The sequence below is a fragment of the Sarcina ventriculi genome (assembly GCF_900456775.1).
Taxonomy (GTDB): domain Bacteria; phylum Bacillota; class Clostridia; order Clostridiales; family Clostridiaceae; genus Sarcina; species Sarcina ventriculi.
Window position 1 is genome coordinate 59,464 of the sequence record NZ_UAUL01000012.1, and the last position, 21,264, is coordinate 80,727.

The following is a 21,264-nucleotide window of genomic DNA, read 5'->3' on the forward strand; positions in this document are numbered from 1 at the left end:
ATTTCAAACAAAAACATCTAATGAAAACTTCATTAGATGTTTTTTATTTTTGTAATATATTTTAATTAAAATTCCTTAGCAAATCAACTTTTTTAATTAAAATACCTTCTAATCCATATATTTAACCTCTTTATCTATTCCAAAAAGATATAAATATCTCTCCTTAACCTTTTTACCTATCACTCTTTCCAATGTTTCTGTATACAAGTCTATTTGCACTTTATATTTATCTAAAATTTCTTTTTCTTTCCCATTCTCAACATAATCAGTTTTATAATCTAATAAAACTATTCCATCATCCTCTTCAAAAAAACAGTCTATTATACCTTGAAGCCTTAACTTCTCATTATTAAAAATTTTATCAATTAAATCTTTCTCAATTCTCTTTACAGGAATTTCAGTTATAAAAGGAAGTTCTCTAAATACTTGTTTATTCTCTTTATAAGCTTTTAACAACCTTTGCCCCAGATTACTTTTAAAAAATTTCTGTATTTTAAAAATATTTATTGATTCTTCCTCATCTTTTGTTATAAGCCCTTTTTCAAACATATTCTTAATTTGCTCTTTTATTTCATTTAGCAAATTTACTTTATTTAAGTCCAATTTTTGCATAACAAAGTGCATAGCAGTCCCTTTTTCAGCTTTCGATAAACCTTTTTCTTCCATTATAAATTTAGGCTTCTTTCTATTTTTCTCTTCTGAAAAAAGATTTTCCGCTTGTGGTTCAAATATCTCTTCTTCAGCCCTTTTTATATCAGATACCGATATGTTTGATGGCACTGAACAAACATCCCTATATTTATATCTAAACTCTAATCTTTTTCTAATCCCCTCGTCCACTTCAAAATTACTATAATTTAAAGAAAGTATACTTATATTTTTTTTCTCAATAGAATCTTCAACATTTTCTGTACCAAAATCACTTTTTTTATGAAAATTTATTTTCCAGCTTGATAAATCATCAGATATTTCTACAAATTCATTCTTTCCCTGTCTTAAAATATCTCCATCTTTATGTTTTATAAGTGCTGTCATAATCCATTTTAAGTAACTTTTTTGCTTTAAAAGTTCACTAGGTATAACTTTGTTAAAACCTTTCACTCCTGCTTTATAACAAGTATCGATATCTTTTTGTAAATTAGATGATGAACCTGTTATTATAAGTTTTTCCTTTGCCCTAGTTAAAGCAACATAAAGTATTCTCATCTCTTCAGATAATGTTTCTAATTCAAATTTTTTCTTTATAGCATATTTTTGTAAAGTTGTATACCGTATTCTCTTTTTGATATCTATACAATCTGCTCCAATCCCAAGCTCTTCATGAAATAACAAACTATCATTAATATCCCTAAGATTAAACTGTTTTCCACAACCACTTAAGAATACGACAGGAAATTCTAATCCCTTACTCTTATGAATACTCATTATTCTAACTACATCTTCATTTTCTCCCAAAATTTTAGCTGTTCCCAAATCTCCCGAAGACTTTCTAAGCTTATTTATAAAATTTATAAAGTTAAATAATCCTTTAAAACTTGTTTGCTCATACTGCTTAGCCCTTTGAAAAAGTATCCTAAGATTTGCTTGACGCTGAATACCATTTACCATAGCCCCTACATATCCATAATAAGATGTATCTGAGTATAAATACCATAAAAACTCATCAATTGGCATATATAAAGATTTTTCTCGCCAACTGCCTATCTTTTCAATAAAATATACACACTTATCTTTTAAACTTTTATTTATTCTTTCATCATAAACATCTTCTGCAATATCTTTTACATTTAAATAAAAATAATTATCCCTATTTAAAATTCTAATATCCGCTAATTCTTCTGATGTAAAAGCAAATATTGGGCTCCTCATAGACGCAATTGTATAAATATCTTGCATTGGATTATCAATTATGTGCAAGAGCGACATTATTGTTCTAATTTCAATAGTTTGAAAATACCCAGTATTTATATCTGCATAAACTGGAATACCTCCAAAGCTAAGCTCTTCAACTATTGTATCTGCCCAATTCTTTGTTGATCTTAGAAGAATTACTATATCCTTATACGTTATCTTCCTATATCTATTTAAGTTTTTATCAAAAACCATAAAACACTTGCCATCACTTGGATTTATAAGTTCTTTTATTCTTTTTGCTATAATTCTAGCCTCTATAGCTACAGCACTTAAATCTTCTTCATTATCATTTTCTTTATCGTCTTCATCATTAATTTCATTTTTCCCATCTTCAAAATCACTTGATTTATCTAATATATGAAGTTCTAACGCTTCCGAAACTTCTATTTTATCTAAATCTATAAATTCATTATCTTGAAAATATACATTATCTTTATTTATCTCATCATAACTTGCACCTAAATTCAAAGCCTCTTTATCCGTATAATCAAGTTCTCCAACTGTTTTACTCATAAGAGATTTAAATATAAAATTAACACCTTTTATAACTTCTTCTCTACTTCTAAAGTTTTTATAAAGCATTATTTTTCTATTTTTTTTATTATCTTCTTCAGAATATGAATTATACTTTTCTAAAAAAAGCTCTGGTTTTGCCTGTCTAAATCTATATATGCTTTGTTTTACATCACCAACCATGAACACATTAGGATTATCTAAATCTTTTCTTGAAACCATACTTATTATTGTTTCTTGAACATTATTAGAATCTTGATATTCATCAACTAAAACTTCCTCAAACTTCTCTCTAAATTTTTGTGCTACACTCGATGCATAAACTTCTCCATTTTCATCATTACATGTTAAAATCTTTAAACATAGATGTTCTAAATCATTAAAATCTAGTATTACTCTTTCCATCTTCTTTTTAACATATCTATCTGAAAACTCTATTACAAGTTCTGTTAATGATTTTATTATAGGATACATGTTTTTAATTCCATTTAAAGTTTCATCTAACGAAACTGAAAACACTCCACCTTTTATTTGATTTATCTTTTTCTTAACATCATCCCTTAAAGATTTTACCTTTTTTTTATCTAATTCATCTCCAAGCCCTTTTTTAACAGTTTTTATTCTATAAGCAAACTCGATATCTTTTATAGCTTTATAAATTTGCTCTAAATTTAAATTTAAAGAATTAATCGCATTTTCTATACCATTTAATTCAGGTTTTAAAGTTAATAAATATGGAGCTAAATCACTATCCTCCTCACATATTTTTATAGCTTCATCTAAACCATTTTTAGCATTATTAAGATCTAAATATAAACTTTCTTTTAAAACCTTATACCATGATGCTTTTTCTAACTCATCTAAAGAATTTATATTAAACTCTTGTGCTTTTTCTCTAAGCCACACACTAGGCCACGGTCCACTCATAGAAAAATTATAAAGCTTTAAAACTATCTCCTTTAGCCTTTCATCATCACGATTTGTACAATATGCTTCTATAAGATTTAAAAAGCCTTCATCTTCTTTATCATACTTATCTTCAAATAATTCTATTAAAACATCTTGCTTTATAAGGGTACATTCAGTCTCATCACCTATTCTAAATCCAGGATCTAAATCTATAAGGTGAAAATTATTTTTTATAATATCTAAACAAAATGAATGAATAGTTGTTATATTTGATTTATTTAAAAGTGCCAATTGTCTTTGCAACATTTTAGAATCAGGCATTTCTTCTAGTTTTTTAGATATTGCATCTCCAATTCTTTCTCTCATCTCAGAAGCCGCCGCATTAGTAAATGTAACAACTAAAAGTTTATCTATATCAACAGGATTGTTATCATCTGTTATTATTTTTATAATTCTTTCAACCAAAACTGCTGTTTTGCCAGATCCAGCGGCAGCTGCTACTAAAAGGTTCTTTCCCCTTGTTTCTATAGCTAATAATTGTTCATCTGTCCATTTAGTTTCCATCTTCCTCACCACCTAAATCTATTCCTGTTTTTTCACTCATATCATTCCAAAGTTTTTTCTTGTTTACATTATGAATAATATTATACTTATTATCTTTTAAACTAATATCAAACTGACATATATGAGAGTAATCACAATATTCGCAAACTGCCATATCTTTATCCTTACATGGCTTTATATCTATATTGCCACTTATCATTAAATCACAAATCTCTAATATTTTTTTGTTTACATACTCTCTTAAAATATCAAATTGCTTCATTGTTATCATTGAATCTTGTTTTCCTAGTTCTTCACCTTTATTCATTCTAGCTGGAATTATCATAGAATATTCTCCGCTCTCTAATTCATTATCCATAGCCTTAACTATTTTTATATCTTTAAGAAGCAATCCATCCATTTTTAGCTCTTTTAATACCTCAATGCTTATTTCATCATCTTTTAGCTTTTTATCTGATTTAATTATAGGATCATCTAACTTAAAATAAAAAATAGCCCCTGGACAAGCTTGTTTATTAATTATTTCCTTAGAATTTTTAATGAGAGCGTCTAAATAAACTAAAAGTTGAATTTGAAGCCCATTATAAAATTTATTTAAATCAAATTTTTTATTTCCAGACTTATAATCTATTATCCTTAAATACGTATTTCCATCTAACTCCAAACTATCAATTCTATCTATTCTTCCTTTTAAAAATACTTCTTCTCCTGATGGAAGATTTAACTTTATAGGATTCGAATCTTTATAATCACCAAAAGAAAATTCATTTTTAAACACTTGAAATTCGCTTCTTTTCATATGTTCTGATATTATAGTAACTGATTTTGTAAGAATTCTTTTAAATCTATCTGTAAAATATTTATACCTTTTTGAACTATTTAAAATAGATTTTTCATTATTCTTAATCTCTCTATCAACTAATTCTTCTATAATTTCTCTACATTTTTCTTGATTTAAATCACTCCACTTTATTCTTCTTTTTTTAACCTCTTCAGTAAATTCATCTAATATTTCATGCATAAAGCTTCCAAGGTCTGGTGCGCTAAGTTCATAAATTTTCCTATCCCTAGCTCTTAAACCATATTGAACATAATAGCCAAAAGGGCATTCTGAGTATTTCTCAAGTCTTGAAACACTTAAATTTAACCTATTTCCACCATCACTATAAATCTCTTTTATCTTTTCTCTAGAAATATTTTCTGTTAAATTAGAATAATTTAATCCTTTAAATATAGCATCTGATTTATTTTTTCCATTATTATTTAAAAACCACGCATAAACACTTCTCCAATAATCCTCAACACTTTTATTATCAAAATCATCTCTAACAACTTTTATAAGTTCATTAAATGTTGGTTTTGGTGCAGAAACTTTAAAATATTTATCACCATTATTTATTAACTTAAAATTTTCACTCTCCTCCTTTAATTTAGGGAATATTTTCCTTACCTTGTGAATTATAATTGACGGTCTTAAAGATTTGCCTTCAAAATCTGCCAATGGATAAGTTAAAACCAAATAATCTTCGGCTATAGTAAGCGCTGTATACACTAAAAATTGTTCCTCAAAAATTTTTGTTTTAGTATCTGATGCAAGTTCTATTCCTTTTTCTTTTAAAGTTAATCTATCTAAATCTGACAATATACCTTCCTCACTATTGTTAGATGGAAGAACTCCATCATTAAACCCAACTATATATAACGCCTTAGCACCTTTACTTTTTACTCTTGTTATATCCCCGATAGTAACTTGATCTAAAGCTACTGGAATTAATCCCATTTCATATTTAGAAAGCCCAACATTTAATATCTTCATAAACTCTTGAAGCTCTACATCTTCATTACCTAATAAATCTACAATTTGTTCTAAAACTTCAATTAATATATCTACAACTTGAGAATATTCCTTTGCTTTTTTAGGAATATCATTATCTTCAAAATATTTTACATAAGAATCTATTTTATCAAAAACCTTTATATCCTCTTCTAAAAACTCATACAAAGCTACTGCATGCTCTTTTAATTTTTTAATCCCTTTAGTTTTTTTATAAAATCTATTTAAAGGTTCCCTAACTTTATTCTTAATTTCATTGATTTCAAGCAATCTTTTTTTATCATCATCTGATATACTATCTTTTCTAAAAATAACATTAGATAAATACTCCCAAGATTCTTCCTTCCACCTATCACCTCTTATTCCATTACCTAATACATAATTTTCTAGTTTATCAATATCATCTGTATCTATTTCCACTAATCCACTTTTTAAATACCTAAACACACTTTCATAATTCCAATTTTTAGTTATTATGTCTACAGCAGAATTTAATAAAATAATAAGAGGATTGCTAGCCACATCCATTTTTTTATCTATATAATACGGAATTTCATATTCATTAAAAATTACAGAACTAATTTTTTCATAAGCATCTATTTGTCTACAAACTACTGAAATATCCTTAAATCTATATCCTTTATCACGAACAAGCCTTAAAATATCTTTAGCTATAAATTCCATCTCATCATAACTATTATTTGCTCTATAAAGCCTTACCCGCTCATTATCACTATCATAACGTTCAAAAGGATAAGCATAAATATTCTTCTCTATAGCCTGTAATTCTTTCCTATTAACAAATCTATAAGGAACATCTTTATTTAAATCTACATATCCATTAAACTTAATATTGTTTTCCTCTAAAACTTTTAAGAGCTTTCTCTCTGTGCTTTTAGTTGTTGTAAACAAATCACTATCTAATGCCTTAGAATTTATATTGTCCATAGATAAAGTTATGTTTACATTTTTAGCTTTCTTTAAAAGCTTAGTTATTATCTCCAATTGTATAGGAGTAAATGTAGTAAATTCATCAATAAAAATCTCTGCTCCATCATATATAGAACAATCATTTAATTTTTCATTCAACAAACTTAGCCTATCTTCTCCATCAATATGACCTTTATGAAGTTTATCATTAAAACAATTAAATAAAACACTTAAATCCTTTAACTTATTGTGCAAATCTTCATCATCTATATCTTTTAATACATTTTCTAAAATTGAATTATCAACATTATATTTTTTAAATTCTGTTATAGTTTTTGATAAAACATCTATAAATCCTTGTTTTTTTGAAGCAGTAGCAAAAGTAGCTAACTCTTTTCCTAATTCCTCTAAAACTTTATAAATTAGCATACTAGTTCCAGCATCACTTATCAAAGATTTATCACTACCACCACAACTATTAAAAACTTTGTAAGCAAGTCTTTTAAAACTCAACACTTCAGCTTTTAAAACATATTTTTCTCCGATTTCTTCAAGCATCCTATTTTCAGTTTGAAAAGTAAATTGTTCTGGAACTATTAAAACTAACTTATTACTATTTTCAATCTTATTTTTTATTTGTCTTATACAAAATTTACTCTTTCCAGTACCTGCTCTGCCATATATAATTTTTAAAGCCATTAATTTACCTCCTAAAATTTATATTATATTTTGTAAATTAAATTATTTAGTGTATAATATCTCTATATTTGTTAAATAAAAATTATTAAGGGGGAATTAGTTTGATTTTTTTATACGATATGTTTATATTGTTGATAATTTTGTTAATAACTTTCTTTATTTTAAAGTTTTTTGTGGATAAATCTATGAAAAATTTATTAGAAAAAGTTTTAAAAGAAGATAAGAATAAAAATAATCCACAGATTTAAAAAAATATGTTTATAATTTTTAAATTTTAAACTTAAATATATAAAACAATTTTAATTACTATAATATGAATTATCTTTAGATCAAAATATAAGAAAAATTTCTTATTATAATATAATTATTTTTAGACAACAAAAAATACCCAGTACAATTACTAGGTATTTTGGCGGAGAATCCGGGATTTGAACCCGGGCGCCAGTTGCCCGACCTACGCCCTTAGCAGGGGCGCCTCTTCAGCCACTTGAGTAATTCTCCATGCCCTACAATATAAATTTATTTTATACTTATAAATGGCGGAGAGAGTGGGATTCGAACCCACGGTACGCTCACACGCACGCCGGTTTTCAAGACCGGTGCCTTAAACCAACTCGACCATCTCTCCGTGTCATCACAAAAAATATTATATCAATTCTATAAATTTATGTCAATATATTTTATAAAAATTTTTATCAAAATAATATATAACTCTCTCTAAAAATAATCAAACATTATACTAAATAAAAAATTTAAAGACACCTAATAACTAATAATTAGATGTCTTGGCGGAGAATCCGGGATTTGAACCCGGGCGCCAGTTGCCCGACCTACGCCCTTAGCAGGGGCGCCTCTTCAGCCACTTGAGTAATTCTCCAAAATATTCCATTTTATTTTTTTATAAAAAAAATGGCGGAGAGAGTGGGATTCGAACCCACGGTACGCTCACACGCACGCCGGTTTTCAAGACCGGTGCCTTAAACCAACTCGACCATCTCTCCGCGTTATTACAAAATTAATTATATCAACATGATAAACTTATGTCAATATCTTTTTATTAAAAAGCTTAAAATACTATATTTAATAATAAAAATAGCTATGTTTTAATTTATTTTAACTTTAAATAAATATACCCATTAATTTAATAACTAAGCTTATTTAAAATAAACAATATTTAAAACATAGCTTTAATATTTATATTAATCTTCTAACATTTTATCTGAAAGTAAACCATGTTTTTCGTAATTAGTTACTCTCTTTATTTTATTATCATCATCAACAAAAACTACACTTGGTTTATGTTCTTTAGCTTCATTTCTATCCATTTCACAGTAACACATTATAATAACTTTATCCCCAGTTGAAACACATCTAGCAGCTGCCCCATTTAAACAAATCATTCCAGAGCCTCTCTCTCCAGCTATTGTATATGTTTCAAATCTATTTCCGTTATTAACATCAACTATTTGAACTTTTTCATATTCTAATATTCCTGATGCATCTAATAAATCTTCATCAACAGTTATACTTCCCACATAGTCAAGTTCAGCTTGTACAACTGTAGCTCTGTGAATCTTTCCTTTTAACATTGTTAGTTGCATAATATTTCTCCTTTATTGTATCTAACTTAGTATAATTAACATAACTATTATAACTAATAAAACACTATATGTTAAATGTAAAATTATCTATAAGTCTTGTTTTTCCAATATAAACTGCAATAGAAACTAGAACTGATTTCTCTATTGTCTTAACTGGTTTCATTGATAACGAATCAACGACCTCTATATAATCTATTTTAGCTAAAGGTTCTTTCTTAATACTGTTTGAAATTATATCTATAACAACACTTGAATTTCTTTCTCCACTATTTATAGCATCTTTTGCTAAATTTAATGATTGACTTAAAATTAAAGCTGCTTGTCTTTCTTCTTTTGAAAGATAAGTATTCCTAGAACTTTTTGCAAGTCCATCTTCTTCTCTTATAATAGGACATCCTATTATTTCTATATCAATATTTAAATCTCTTACAAATCTTCTTATTATAGCTAATTGCTGTGCATCTTTCTCTCCAAAATATGCTCTATCAGGATTAACTATATTAAATAGTTTTGTTACAACTGTACAAACTCCTCTAAAATGAATTGGTCTACTTTTTCCACATAATTCATCACTCAATCCATTTATATCAACATATGAAGAGAAATCTTCAAAATACATTTCTTCTTTCTCTGGATGGAATATTAAATTAGCCCCTGCATTTTCACAAAGCTTAGAATCTCTTTCTAAATCTCTTGGATATTTGTCTAAGTCTTCTGTTGGACCAAACTGCATAGGATTTACAAATATACTAACGACAACTCTATCATTATCCTTTACAGCTTTTTTTATTAAACTTTCATGTCCCTCATGCAAATAACCCATAGTTGGTACAAATCCAACACTTAGCCCTTGAGCCTTCCATTCTTTTACTGCATCTCTTACTTCTTTTACGCTTTTTACAACTCTCATTTTGAACTTCTCCTATTGTATATTAATATAGTTTTTCTATAACATCTTCACTTATTTTAAATGTATGTTCTTGACTTGGAAAAGAGCCATTCTTTACTTCTTTATTATACCCTTCAAAAGCTTCCTTCATCATATCTCCTATATTCGCATATTTCTTAACAAACTTAGGAGTAAATCCACTAAACATACCTATCATGTCTTGATAAACCAAAACTTGTCCATCACATTGTGCACCAGCTCCAATTCCAATTGTAGGTATATTTAATTCTTTTGTAACTATTTCTGCAAGCTTAGCAGGTACACATTCTAAAACTACTGCAAATGCTCCTGCTTTTTCTACTGCCTTTGCTGCTTCTATAAGCGCTTTTGCAGCTTTTTCATCCTTTCCTTGAACTTTAAATCCACCCAACGCATTTACTGATTGAGGTGTTAAACCTATATGCGCCATAACCGGAATTGATGATTTAACTATCGCTTCTATTCTATCACACATTTCAATCCCGCCTTCTAGTTTAACAGCGTGAGCTCTTCCCTCTTTTATAAGTCTTCCTGCATTATATACAGCATCATAAACTGATGTTTGGTATGACATAAAAGGTAAATCTGCAACAACTAATGCATTTTTAGTTGCTCTTGCAACCGCCTTCGTATGATGAATCATATCTTCCATAGTTACTGATAAAGTATCTTCATATCCTAAAGAAACCATTCCCAAAGAATCTCCAATTAATATAGCATCTATTCCAGCTTCATCTATAAGTTTAGCTGATGAATAATCATAAGCTGTAAGCATTGATATTCTTTCATTATTTTCCTTAGCCTTTTTAAAATCAAGTATTGTCTTTTTCATAGTTTATTCCTCCAAATAATTTTCAATAACTTTATAATCTCTATCTTTATTTTTAATCTTTGCAATATCTAATATTTTTTTTGATAACATCTTATAAGACTCCACATTACTAGAATCAATTACAGATAAATGTTCTTTCACTGTAGATAAATCTCCTCTTTCAATAGGCCCAGTTAAACTATTAGCAATGCCTTTATCCTTAACATTACTTATATTAAACGATATAAGAGGATATAACGCTTCCATTGCTGATTTCTCACTAAACCCACATTTAACTAAATAATCTATGCCATCTTTTATAAGACCTAGAACTAAATTACTAGAAGTTACTGCTGCAGCATGATATAGCACCTTATTTTCTTTAGATATTACTTGAACATTGTTTCCTAAGCTTTTAAATAGCATCTCAAAATCACTTAAATATTTTTTATGACCCTCAATAGCTATAAAGGCTTCATTTAATATTTTATAAGAATTATACTTATCTGAAATTGCAAATAAAGGATGAATTGAATAGCCATAAGCACCGTACTTATCTATATTTGAAAATATACTTGAAGATAATGAACCACTACAATGACAAATAATTTTACCGTCTATATTTAAATCTTTTAATCTATTCCAGATTAAAGATATAAAACTATCTTGTGTGGTTATAAAAATAGCATCACTCTCATTAACTAAATCCTTTAAGTTAAGAAATTGTTTTGTATTAGTAAACATTGATGCTTCCTTAGATGAGTTTTCATTTTTACTATAATATCCAGATACAGTTATATTATTTTCTGCAAGGTATTTACCTAGAGAAAAACCTACTTTTCCTGCTCCAATAAAACCAATTTTCATAAATACCACCTCCAAAAAATTAGAGTGTGATGATACTATCTCGTCTCATCTCATCATAAGTATGAGCGTTTTTAATTCAAATATAATCAAAATAAATAATAGTATGGTTCATAAGATACCATCCTTATTTAAAATATCATATATAAATAATTTATTCAATACACAAAACATATTTTTCCTTATATTTCTAATTAAATATAAAAATGCTATATCAAAATGTTAATTTTGATATAGCATTTTATTTTCAAAATTATTTTATTTCATCACATCTCATAAATGCTTTTAATACTTCAGGAATTTTTACACTTCCATCTGCTTGTTGATAATTTTCTAATATAGCAGCTACAGTTCTACCTATTGCAACACCTGATCCATTTAATGTATGAACAAATTGTGGTTTATCCTTTGGATTTTCTCTGTATTTTATGTTAGCTCTTCTAGCTTGGAAATCTTCAAAGTTTGAACAACTTGATATTTCAACATATCTATTATAACTTGGCATCCAAACCTCTATATCATATTTTAATGCAGCAGTGAATCCTAAATCACCTTTGCATATTCTAACTATTCTATAAGGTATTTCTAAACCTTGAAGAACTGATTCAGCATCTTTAACTAACTTATCTAATTCTTCATAGCTTTGTTCTGGTTTGCAAAATTTAACAAGCTCAACCTTATTAAATTGATGTTGTCTTATAAGACCTCTTGTGTCCCTTCCAGCTGAACCTGCTTCAGCTCTAAAACAAGCACTATAAGCAACATGTTTTATTGGAAGTTCTTCTCCACTTAATACTTCATTTTTATAAAAATTTGTTACTGGAACTTCAGCAGTTGGAATCAAGAAAAATCCATTATTCTCAATTTTAAATGCATCTTCTTCAAATTTAGGTAATTGACCTGTTCCAGTCATACTTTCTCTATTAACCATATAAGGAGGTAATATTTCAGTATACCCATTATCAAATACATGTTTATCTAAAAAGTAATTTATTATAGCTCTTTCTAATCTAGCACCTGCACCTTTATAAAAAGTAAATCTTGATCCAGTTGTTTTACCTGCTCTTTCAAAATCTAAAATTTTCAAATCAGTTCCTAAATCCCAATGGGCTTTTGGCTCAAAATCAAATTTTGTTTTATCGCCCCAAACTTTTATTTCTACATTATCTTCATCAGTTTCCCCATCTGGAACTTGAGGATTTGGTATATTAGGTATTCTAAGCATTATATAATTTATTTTTTCATCTATTTCTGATACTTTTGCATCATCAGCTTTTATCTTATCCCCAATTTCTCTCATTTCAGCCATTACAGCAGTAACATCTTCTCCTGCCTTTTTTCTCTTTGGAATTTCAGCAGATACTTGATTTCTCTTACTCTTCAAAGCCTCAACATCTACAAGTATAGCTCTTCTTTTTTCATCTAATGCAACAACTTCATCTATACACGTAACATCAAAATCTTCTCCTCTATTTGCTAATAATACTTTTATTTCTTCTGGATTATTTCTAATTCTTTTTAAATCTAGCATTTTTTATTCTTCCTTTCATTTATTTTAAAATATATATTTTTATATGATTATTAATTTTAGACAAAATAAAAAAGAGTCTTTCATTTTCCCTCATACAAAGGGACGAAAAACTCCGCGTTGCCACCCTAATTGATAGATTAAAAAATCCATCCGCTCAAAAATTATAACGGTTAAAACCGTACTGCTTAATCACAGTCCCTCACAGGTGGATTCATGAATATAGCATATCAGTTTACACCAACCACTGATTCTCTAAAATACTAACAAACATTACTAGCCTGCTCAAAGGTTAATATTTATTTTACTAATAATATAGTAAAGCTATTGCAATATAATGTCAAGAATTTAATTTACTATAAGTATATTTTGCATATTATAAATTATAACCTTCTCATTATAATTTTAAACTATAAACCTAAATAATTTAAATTTATAAATAAATCAATCCATAAAAATTTAATCATTTTCTTTTTAATGATGCAAATAATTGTGATAATTTTGTTCCTTTTTTATTTATTTTTTCATTTTTTCTATTTAATGATTCTATCATTAAAAGTGTATCTGCGTTTACTGTTGAAAATCTTGTCATAATAACCATCTCCTAAATCTAACTTATAAATTGTTCTTGCTTCGAATACAGATTAACACTTAATTTGTAGCTTTACAATAGAAATTCATCTATAAAATAATTTTTATAAAACACATGAGTATTTAACTTTTTACCTAATAATTTATTAAAAAATCTCATACATTCCTTAATAAATTTAAACAAGGAAATATTCATTAATATTTAAAATGAATAATTAAAATTATTTCTTGCATTTTTAACTTCTTTTTTTATATTTTATTATAATTACAGTATTTTATGTATATAATATCCATAACTATTTTAAAATATTTTATAAAAAAAACAAAAAAATTTAATTTATAATAAAAAATTTTCTTGTTTTTTTTCAAATATTTATTAATTTGCTTATTAAAATTTACTTTTAATACTATATTAACAAGCAGTTCTCAATTATTCATCAATATTTTTTGTACAAATTATATCAATTCCTGTATTTAATATATTTCTACATACGACACTACCTATTTTTGTTGGAACCCCAACATATAATCTACTAAGTATTTTAGAAAACTCTATCCACTTATTATGTGGCACTGGTTTACTACTCTTTACAGGAACTACATGAAATTTAGATCCTCTAAGCCTAACTACACTTGTAAAAAGTTCATCTTCCATTACAATCTCCCTTTCATTGTTAAATTTCATTAAATTCTTTTATCCTACAAGTTAAAACATGAGAATTTTTAGAATCCTCAACTATTTCAGTTGGTTTTTTATCTAACTCTCTTGCTAATATATCGATAATACTACTTATACAGTACGCACCATTGCAATCGCCAAAAGTTGCAGCCGTTCTCCTTTTTATTCCTTCAACCGTCCTAGCTCCTAACGGTCTTCTTATAGAATCAACAATTTCACCTTCTGTTATCTGATTACACATACAAATTATTTTTCCATACCTATTATCCAATTTTATAAGTTCATTTCTTTCTTCTATTGATAAATCACGAAATTTATAAAATTCCCTTCTTTTATCAACAAAACTTTTATTTTCACCACACTTTAAATCTTCCACTATAGTCTCAGTTATTATAGTAGCTATGGCAGGAGAAATAGTAACCTCTCCATAATATTTCCCTGTTATTTTAATATAACCTTTATTTGCGTCACTATCATCTATTATCATTATATCTTTATGATGATTATCATAAAATACATCCTTTACATCTTTTCTTTTTAAGTCAGGCATTATCATTTTTACTTTGTTTATAACTTCCTTTTTACTTAATTCTGTACTAGAATTTACTCCAATTATAAGTTCATTACAAGAACTTGGCATAAAAACAATTGAATTATCTTTATCTTCTATTTTAGAAAGTATAGAATTCTTATCTATATTCTTTAAATTATTTAAAACTACATAATAAGTTTTTAAATTAAATCCGGCATTATCTTCCTCTCTTATATCATCTAATAAATATTTTTCACCTGGAATAGTATTAACTACAAATTTACATTTAAATTTATTTTTATTTGTTGTTACTCTAAAACCATTTGATAAACTTTGAATATCAGTAACAATTTCCTCTAATCTAAAAACAACTCCATTATCATAAGCAATTTCACCATAAGCTATTGCTAAATCATAAGGTTTTATAATAGCGGTACTTTCTGAATAAAGAGCTTTTATAACATCATCACCCAACCTTTGATTTATTTTTCTAGCCTCATCACCATCTATAAGTTTAATTCCAGTTAAAGCCCTATCTAATGATCTTTTATATCTTTCTTCTAAAACTTTTAAAGATTTTTCATCAGTTGCAACAGTTAAATTAGGTAACTTCTTAAAAGAAACATTTAATTTTTTTGTTATACTAGATAACATAGAATTGCCCATTTCTTCTAATGCGCTTATTAAATTATCTTTACATTCGCATCCGTCATAAACTATTGATGTATTAAAAAAAGAAATATCATCTGCTATATCAAAATCTTTTTCTATAACTGCTATATTTAAATTATATTTTGATAATTCATAGGCAACAGCGCATCCTATTATCCCACCACCTAAAATTAAAACATCATAATCCATTAATTTTTCAACTCCCAATTTTATAAATTTATATTTATTTAAATTATTTCACTCATTAATTATATTAACTAACAAAACTATACACAGTGTAAAAGAAACATTATCCAATAAAAGACTTAATTAATTTGATTATAACTTATATTATATAATTTTTAACACTTATTTTCATAAATATTTTTTTATAATATTAAAAGCATTACAATTTAAAACAAAGCATTATATAAGTTTAAACATTTAATTATAAAATAAATTAAAAAATGAGCCTAATAATATAAAATTATTAAACTCATACTAAGAATTATATTTTATTTCTATACATAACTAATAACTAATTAATATTATCAGCTTCCAATAAAATTTTTAATAATATATTATTATTAAAAGTTTTATCATTAATATTTTTATGATGATTTTCTATTGCATTTAAAAACTCATCATTATACAAATTGCTTGATAAATTTTTTTTTTGCTCCCTTAGTAATATATTTTTCCCTTTTAATCCATGATTGTAATATACATCTACACTTTTGAAATTAGAAAAATTTTTAAGAGCTCCTTTAGTAATCTTGTTTAAAATTACCAATATTGATTTTTCAATTAAATTTAATCCATAATCAATTTTACCTATATCATGTAATAAAGCTAATTTAGCTAAAACTACTTCATCTATATTTAACTTATTTTCAGAGTTTATTCTTAAACAATCATAACAAACCCTTATACAATGATATTTCTCAGAACGTTTTAACTTATTAAAAAGTATAATTTCATTTTTATCTAAATATTTATTAATATAAGTATAATCAATTTCTTTAAAATTAGAACTTATTGCCCATATAGCTTGCTTAATTCTATATATCATTATTAACTCCTAAAATAAATATTGAATATAACTATTATTTTTATATAAAAAAAGAACTACTTAAAGTAGTTCTTTTGGTGGAGGTAAAGAGATTCGAACTCTTGACCCCCTGCGTGCAAGGCAGGTGCTCTCCCAACTGAGCTATACCCCCAAATATGGTGGACCTTCAGGGACTCGAACCCCGGACCTACCGGTTATGAGCCGGTTGCTCTAACCAACTGAGCTAAAGATCCATGTAAACCTGGCAACCACTTACTCTCCCACACAGTCTCCCATGCAGTACCATCAGCCTCTAAAAGCTTAACCTTCGTGTTCGGAATGGAAACGGGTGTTACCTTAAAGAGCATTATCACCAGATAATCATGTTATTTATCTGAAAGATATATTCTCTCAAAATTACACTAAGTATTAACATAAAGTTAATTAGGTCAAGCCCTCGACCTATTAGTATCAGTCAGCTAAATATGTTACCATACTTGCACCTCTGACCTATCAACCTTGTGTTCTTCAAGGGGTCTTACTAGCTTATGCTATGGGAAATCTCATCTTGAGGTGGGCTTCACGCTTAGATGCTTTCAGCGTTTATCCCTTCCCGACTTAGCTACCCAGCTGTGCTCCTGGCGGAACAACTGGTACACCAGAGGTCAGTCCATCCCGGTCCTCTCGTACTAAGGACAGCTCCTCTCAAATTTCCTACGCCCGCGACGGATAGGGACCGAACTGTCTCACGACGTTCTGAACCCAGCTCGCGTGCCGCTTTAATGGGCGAACAGCCCAACCCTTGGGACCTACTTCAGCCCCAGGATGCGACGAGCCGACATCGAGGTGCCAAACCTCCCCGTCGATGTGGACTCTTGGGGGAGATCAGCCTGTTATCCCCGAGGTAGCTTTTATCCGTTGAGCGATGGCCCTCCCACGAGGTACCACCGGATCACTAAGCCCGACTTTCGTCCCTGCTCCACTTGTGGGTGTCGCAGTCAGGCTCCCTTCTGCCTTTGCACTCTTCGAACGATTTCCGACCGTTCTGAGGGAACCTTTGGGCGCCTCCGTTACTTTTTAGGAGGCGACCGCCCCAGTCAAACTGCCCACCTAACAATGTCCTGTGACCAGATTCATGGCCGCCAGTTAGAACTTCAGTACTATCAGGGTGGTATCCCAACGTCGACTCCACTAAGGCTGACGCCCTAGTCTCTCAGTCTCCCACCTATCCTGTACAGACAATACCGAAATTCAATGCTAAGCTACAGTAAAGCTCTACGGGGTCTTTCCGTCCAATCGCGGGTAACCAGCATCTTCACTGGTACTACAACTTCGCCGGATTTGCAGTTGAGACAGTGCTCAAGTCATTACGCCATTCGTGCGGGTCAGAACTTACCTGACAAGGAATTTCGCTACCTTAGGACCGTTATAGTTACGGCCGCCGTTTACTGGGGCTTAAGTTCACACCTTCGCTTACGCTAAGTGTTCCCCTTAACCTTCCAGCACCGGGCAGGCGTCAGCCCCTATACATCAGCTTACGCTTTAGCAGAGACCTGTGTTTTTGCTAAACAGTTGCTTGAGCCTATTCTCTGCGGCCTACTCTCATAGGCATCCCTTATTGCTAACTTACGGGATCAATTTGCCGAGTTCCTTAACTGCAATTCTTCCGCCGGCCTTAGGATTCTCTCCTCACCTACCTGTGTCGGTTTGCGGTACGGGCACTACTTCTCTCTCTAGACGCTTTTCTTGGCAGCGTGGAATCATGTACTTCGGTTCCGTAGAACCTTCCCCATAACATCTCATCATTATTACAACGGATTTGCCTATTGTAACTGACTAAATGCTTAGACTAGCATCCAATAGCTAGCACACACTATCCTCCTGCGTCACGCCATCGATAATAACGATGGTAGTGGTACTGGAATATCAACCAGTTGTCCATCACCTACGCCTTTCGGCCTCGGCTTAGGTCCCGACTAACCCTCAGCGGACGAGCCTTCCTGAGGAAACCTTAGGTATTCGGCCTGTAGGATTCTCACCTACATCTCGCTACTAATGCCAACATTCTCACTCGTAATCAGTCCACCACTCCTTACGGTATGACTTCAGCCCGATTACGACGCTCCTCTACCGCTTGAATAAATTCAAGCCCGTAGCTTCGGTGGTAAGTTTTAGCCCCGAACATCTTCGGCGCAGGATCTCTCGACTAGTGAGCTATTACGCACTCTTTTAATGAGTGGCTGCTTCTAAGCCAACATCCTAGTTGTCTTAGAAATCCCACATCCTTTTCCACTTAACTTACACTTTGGGACCTTAGCTGACGATCTGGGCTGTTTCCCTTTTGACCACGGATCTTATCATTCGTAGTCTGACTGCCGAACTTATAGTATATGGCATTCGGAGTTTGATAAGGTTCGGTAAGCGCTATGCCCCCTAGCCCATTCAGTGCTCTACCTCCATTACTCATATTCGACGCTAGCCCTAAAGCTATTTCGAGGAGAACCAGCTATCTCCGAGTTCGATTGGAATTTCTCCGCTATCCACAGCTCATCCCATGCTTTTTCAACAGCAACGTGGTTCGGTCCTCCACGAGGTTTTACCCTCGCTTCAACCTGGCCATGGATAGGTCACCCGGTTTCGGGTCTACGACATGCAACTAGTTGCCCTATTAAGACTTGGTTTCCCTTCGGCTCCGTACCTTAAGTACTTAACCTTGCTACATATCGTAACTCGTTGGCTCGTTCTACAAAAAGCACATCATCGCACACATAAGGTGCTTTGATCGGTTGTAGACATATGGTTTCAGGTTCTATTTCACTCCCCTCCCGGGGTTCTTTTCACCTTTCCCTCACGGTACTGCTTCACTATCGGTCATCAGGTAGTATTTAGCCTTGGGAGGTGGTCCTCCCTGCTTCCCACAAGGTTTCACGTGTCTCGTGGTACTCTGGATTAGAACTTGATTACTCTAACTTTCATTTACAGGACTATTACCTTCTACGGTAGAGCTTTCCAGCTCTCTTCAATTAGTTATAGTTTCTCGTTATGTTCTATCCACAACCCCGGAAACAAGTTTCCGGTTTGGGCTCTTTCCCTTTCGCTCGCCGCTACTTAGAAAATCGATTTTTCTTTCTCTTCCTCTAGGTACTTAGATGTTTCAGTTCCCTAGGTTTACCCTCGTTAACCTATTTATTCAGTTAACGATACATGGGGTTTCCCATGTGAGTTTCCTCATTCGGAAATCTTTGGATCTCAGACTATGTGCGTCTACCCAAAGCTTATCGCAGCTTATCACGTCCTTCATCGGCTCCTGATGCCAAGGCATTCACCATACGCCCTTTGTAGCTTGACCTTTGTTTCTATCTTTTAGATAGTTGCAATCAATTTTACAAAGAATAGTAAATTTAATTGGCTTTACTCTATTTATTAATACTTATGTGTAATTTTCAAAGAACATAATTTTGAAAGAACTTAGTCTTTCAAAATTAAACAGATATTTAAGAAGCATTCTTTATTATCATCTTAGTTTTCCTAAGATATTCTTCCTTAGAAAGGAGGTGATCCAGCCGCAGGTTCTCCTACGGCTACCTTGTTACGACTTCACCCCAATCGCTGACCCTACCTTCGGCCGCTGCCTCCTTACGGTTAGCTTACGGACTTCGGGTATTGCCAACTCTCATGGTGTGACGGGCGGTGTGTACAAGACCCGGGAACGTATTCACCGCGACATTCTGATTCGCGATTACTAGCAACTCCAGCTTCATGTAGGCGAGTTTCAGCCTACAATCCGAACTGAGACAAGTTTTTGAGTTTTGCTCCACTTCACAGTATTGCTTCTCTTTGTACTTGCCATTGTAGCACGTGTGTAGCCCTAGACATAAGGGGCATGATGATTTGACGTCATCCCCACCTTCCTCCCGGTTAACCCGGGCAGTCTCGCTAGAGTGGTCAACTTAATGGTACCAACTAACAATAAGGGTTGCGCTCGTTGCGGGACTTAACCCAACATCTCACGACACGAGCTGACGACAACCATGCACCACCTGTGTTCCTGTTCCCGAAGGAACTTCCCACATTACTGGTAATTCAAGACATGTCAAGTCTAGGTAAGGTTCTTCGCGTTGCTTCGAATTAAACCACATGCTCCGCTGCTTGTGCGGGTCCCCGTCAATTCCTTTGAGTTTTAATCTTGCGACCGTACTCCCCAGGCGGAATACTTAATGCGTTAGCGGCGGCACAGAGGCTTGGGGCCCCTACACCTAGTATTCATCGTTTATGGCGTGGACTACCAGGGTAATCTAATCCTGTTTGCTCCCCACCGCTTTCGAGCCTCAGCGTTCAGTTACAGTCCAGAGAATCGCCTTCGCCACTGGTGTTCTTCCTAATCTCTACGCATTTCACCGCTACACTAGGAATTCCATTCTCCTCTCCTGCACTCTAGATATCCAGTTTGGAATGCAGCTCCCAAGTTAAGCTCGGGTATTTCACATCCCACTTAAATATCCGCCTACGCTCCCTTTACGCCCAGTAAATCCGGATAACGCTTGCCACCTACGTATTACCGCGGCTGCTGGCACGTAGTTAGCCGTGGCTTCCTCCTTAGGTACCGTCATTATCGTCCCTAAAGACAGAGCTTTACAATCCGAAGACCTTCATCACTCACGCGGC

The 21,264-nt window shown here is 31.3% G+C and carries 12 protein-coding genes, 6 tRNA genes, 3 rRNA genes and 1 other annotated feature; of the genes, 1 reads left to right on the forward strand and 20 read right to left on the reverse strand.

Annotated features, from left to right (window positions below; all coding sequences use genetic code 11):
• Positions 1-108: 108 nt before the first annotated feature.
• Both addA and addB read right to left on the reverse strand, forming a co-directional pair.
• The gene (addA, locus tag DR020_RS11515; RefSeq protein WP_112366027.1) at positions 109-3,900 is read right to left on the reverse strand and encodes a helicase-exonuclease AddAB subunit AddA; all 3,792 of its coding nucleotides are present in this window, start codon (positions 3,898-3,900) and stop codon (positions 109-111) included.
• Positions 3,890-7,363 carry a helicase-exonuclease AddAB subunit AddB gene (gene addB, locus DR020_RS11520; RefSeq protein ID WP_112366028.1) on the reverse strand — a complete coding sequence of 1,158 codons (3,474 nt, stop codon included), beginning with the start codon at positions 7,361-7,363 and terminating at the stop codon, positions 3,890-3,892. The genes addA and addB overlap by 11 nt, the downstream gene beginning before the upstream one ends.
• A 101-nt stretch (positions 7,364-7,464) precedes the next feature.
• Between addB and DR020_RS12300 the strand changes: the two genes are divergently transcribed.
• Positions 7,465-7,611 (forward strand): hypothetical protein, encoded by a 147-nt coding sequence (locus DR020_RS12300; protein ID WP_156304292.1) that lies wholly within the window; start codon positions 7,465-7,467, stop codon positions 7,609-7,611.
• Positions 7,612-7,773: 162 nt separating this feature from the next.
• Here the strand turns inward: DR020_RS12300 and DR020_RS11525 are convergent.
• From DR020_RS11525 to DR020_RS11605, 18 genes are all read right to left on the reverse strand, one after another.
• Positions 7,774-7,864: transfer RNA gene (locus DR020_RS11525), tRNA-Ser, on the reverse strand.
• A gap of 36 nt (positions 7,865-7,900) precedes the next feature.
• Positions 7,901-7,991 (reverse strand) — tRNA-Ser (locus DR020_RS11530).
• A gap of 158 nt (positions 7,992-8,149) precedes the next feature.
• Positions 8,150-8,240 (reverse strand) — tRNA-Ser (locus DR020_RS11535).
• Positions 8,241-8,273: 33 nt separating this feature from the next.
• Positions 8,274-8,364, reverse strand: a tRNA-Ser gene (locus tag DR020_RS11540).
• A gap of 198 nt (positions 8,365-8,562) precedes the next feature.
• The gene (gene panD, locus DR020_RS11545; RefSeq protein ID WP_055260134.1) at positions 8,563-8,964 is read right to left on the reverse strand and encodes an aspartate 1-decarboxylase; all 402 of its coding nucleotides are present in this window, start codon (positions 8,962-8,964) and stop codon (positions 8,563-8,565) included.
• A gap of 64 nt (positions 8,965-9,028) precedes the next feature.
• Complete coding sequence (gene panC / locus DR020_RS11550) at positions 9,029-9,874, reverse strand: pantoate--beta-alanine ligase (RefSeq protein WP_112366029.1); 846 nt, start codon at positions 9,872-9,874, stop codon at positions 9,029-9,031.
• A gap of 22 nt (positions 9,875-9,896) precedes the next feature.
• Positions 9,897-10,724 (reverse strand): 3-methyl-2-oxobutanoate hydroxymethyltransferase, encoded by an 828-nt coding sequence (gene panB / locus DR020_RS11555; protein WP_112366030.1) that lies wholly within the window; start codon positions 10,722-10,724, stop codon positions 9,897-9,899.
• A gap of 3 nt (positions 10,725-10,727) precedes the next feature.
• Positions 10,728-11,570 carry a Rossmann-like and DUF2520 domain-containing protein gene (locus DR020_RS11560; protein WP_112366031.1) on the reverse strand — a complete coding sequence of 281 codons (843 nt, stop codon included), beginning with the start codon at positions 11,568-11,570 and terminating at the stop codon, positions 10,728-10,730.
• Between the two features lie 250 nt (positions 11,571-11,820).
• Positions 11,821-13,098 (reverse strand): serine--tRNA ligase, encoded by a 1,278-nt coding sequence (serS, locus tag DR020_RS11565; RefSeq protein ID WP_112366032.1) that lies wholly within the window; start codon positions 13,096-13,098, stop codon positions 11,821-11,823.
• A 95-nt stretch (positions 13,099-13,193) separates the two neighbouring features.
• Positions 13,194-13,393: a binding site (T-box leader), on the reverse strand.
• A gap of 165 nt (positions 13,394-13,558) precedes the next feature.
• Entirely contained in the window at positions 13,559-13,687 is a 129-nt protein-coding gene (locus DR020_RS12650) for a hypothetical protein (protein WP_265327748.1), read from the reverse strand.
• 429 nt (positions 13,688-14,116) lie between these two features.
• Positions 14,117-14,371: a DUF1667 domain-containing protein gene (locus DR020_RS11570; protein WP_407695573.1), complete on the reverse strand. Its 255-nt coding sequence runs from the start codon at positions 14,369-14,371 to the stop codon at positions 14,117-14,119.
• Complete coding sequence (locus DR020_RS11575; protein ID WP_112366033.1) at positions 14,361-15,758, reverse strand: NAD(P)/FAD-dependent oxidoreductase; 1,398 nt, start codon at positions 15,756-15,758, stop codon at positions 14,361-14,363. The genes DR020_RS11570 and DR020_RS11575 overlap by 11 nt, the downstream gene beginning before the upstream one ends.
• A gap of 328 nt (positions 15,759-16,086) precedes the next feature.
• Positions 16,087-16,620, reverse strand: coding sequence for an HD domain-containing protein (locus tag DR020_RS11580; protein WP_055260140.1), 534 nt, complete (start codon positions 16,618-16,620; stop codon positions 16,087-16,089).
• A gap of 75 nt (positions 16,621-16,695) precedes the next feature.
• Positions 16,696-16,771: transfer RNA gene (locus DR020_RS11585), tRNA-Ala, on the reverse strand.
• Positions 16,772-16,776: 5 nt separating this feature from the next.
• Positions 16,777-16,853 (reverse strand) — tRNA-Ile (locus DR020_RS11590).
• Between the two features lie 6 nt (positions 16,854-16,859).
• Positions 16,860-16,977: ribosomal RNA gene (gene rrf / locus DR020_RS11595) — 5S ribosomal RNA — on the reverse strand.
• A gap of 67 nt (positions 16,978-17,044) precedes the next feature.
• Positions 17,045-19,948: ribosomal RNA gene (locus DR020_RS11600) — 23S ribosomal RNA — on the reverse strand.
• Positions 19,949-20,146: 198 nt separating this feature from the next.
• A 16S ribosomal RNA gene (locus tag DR020_RS11605) occupies positions 20,147-21,264 on the reverse strand; the annotation flags it as partial.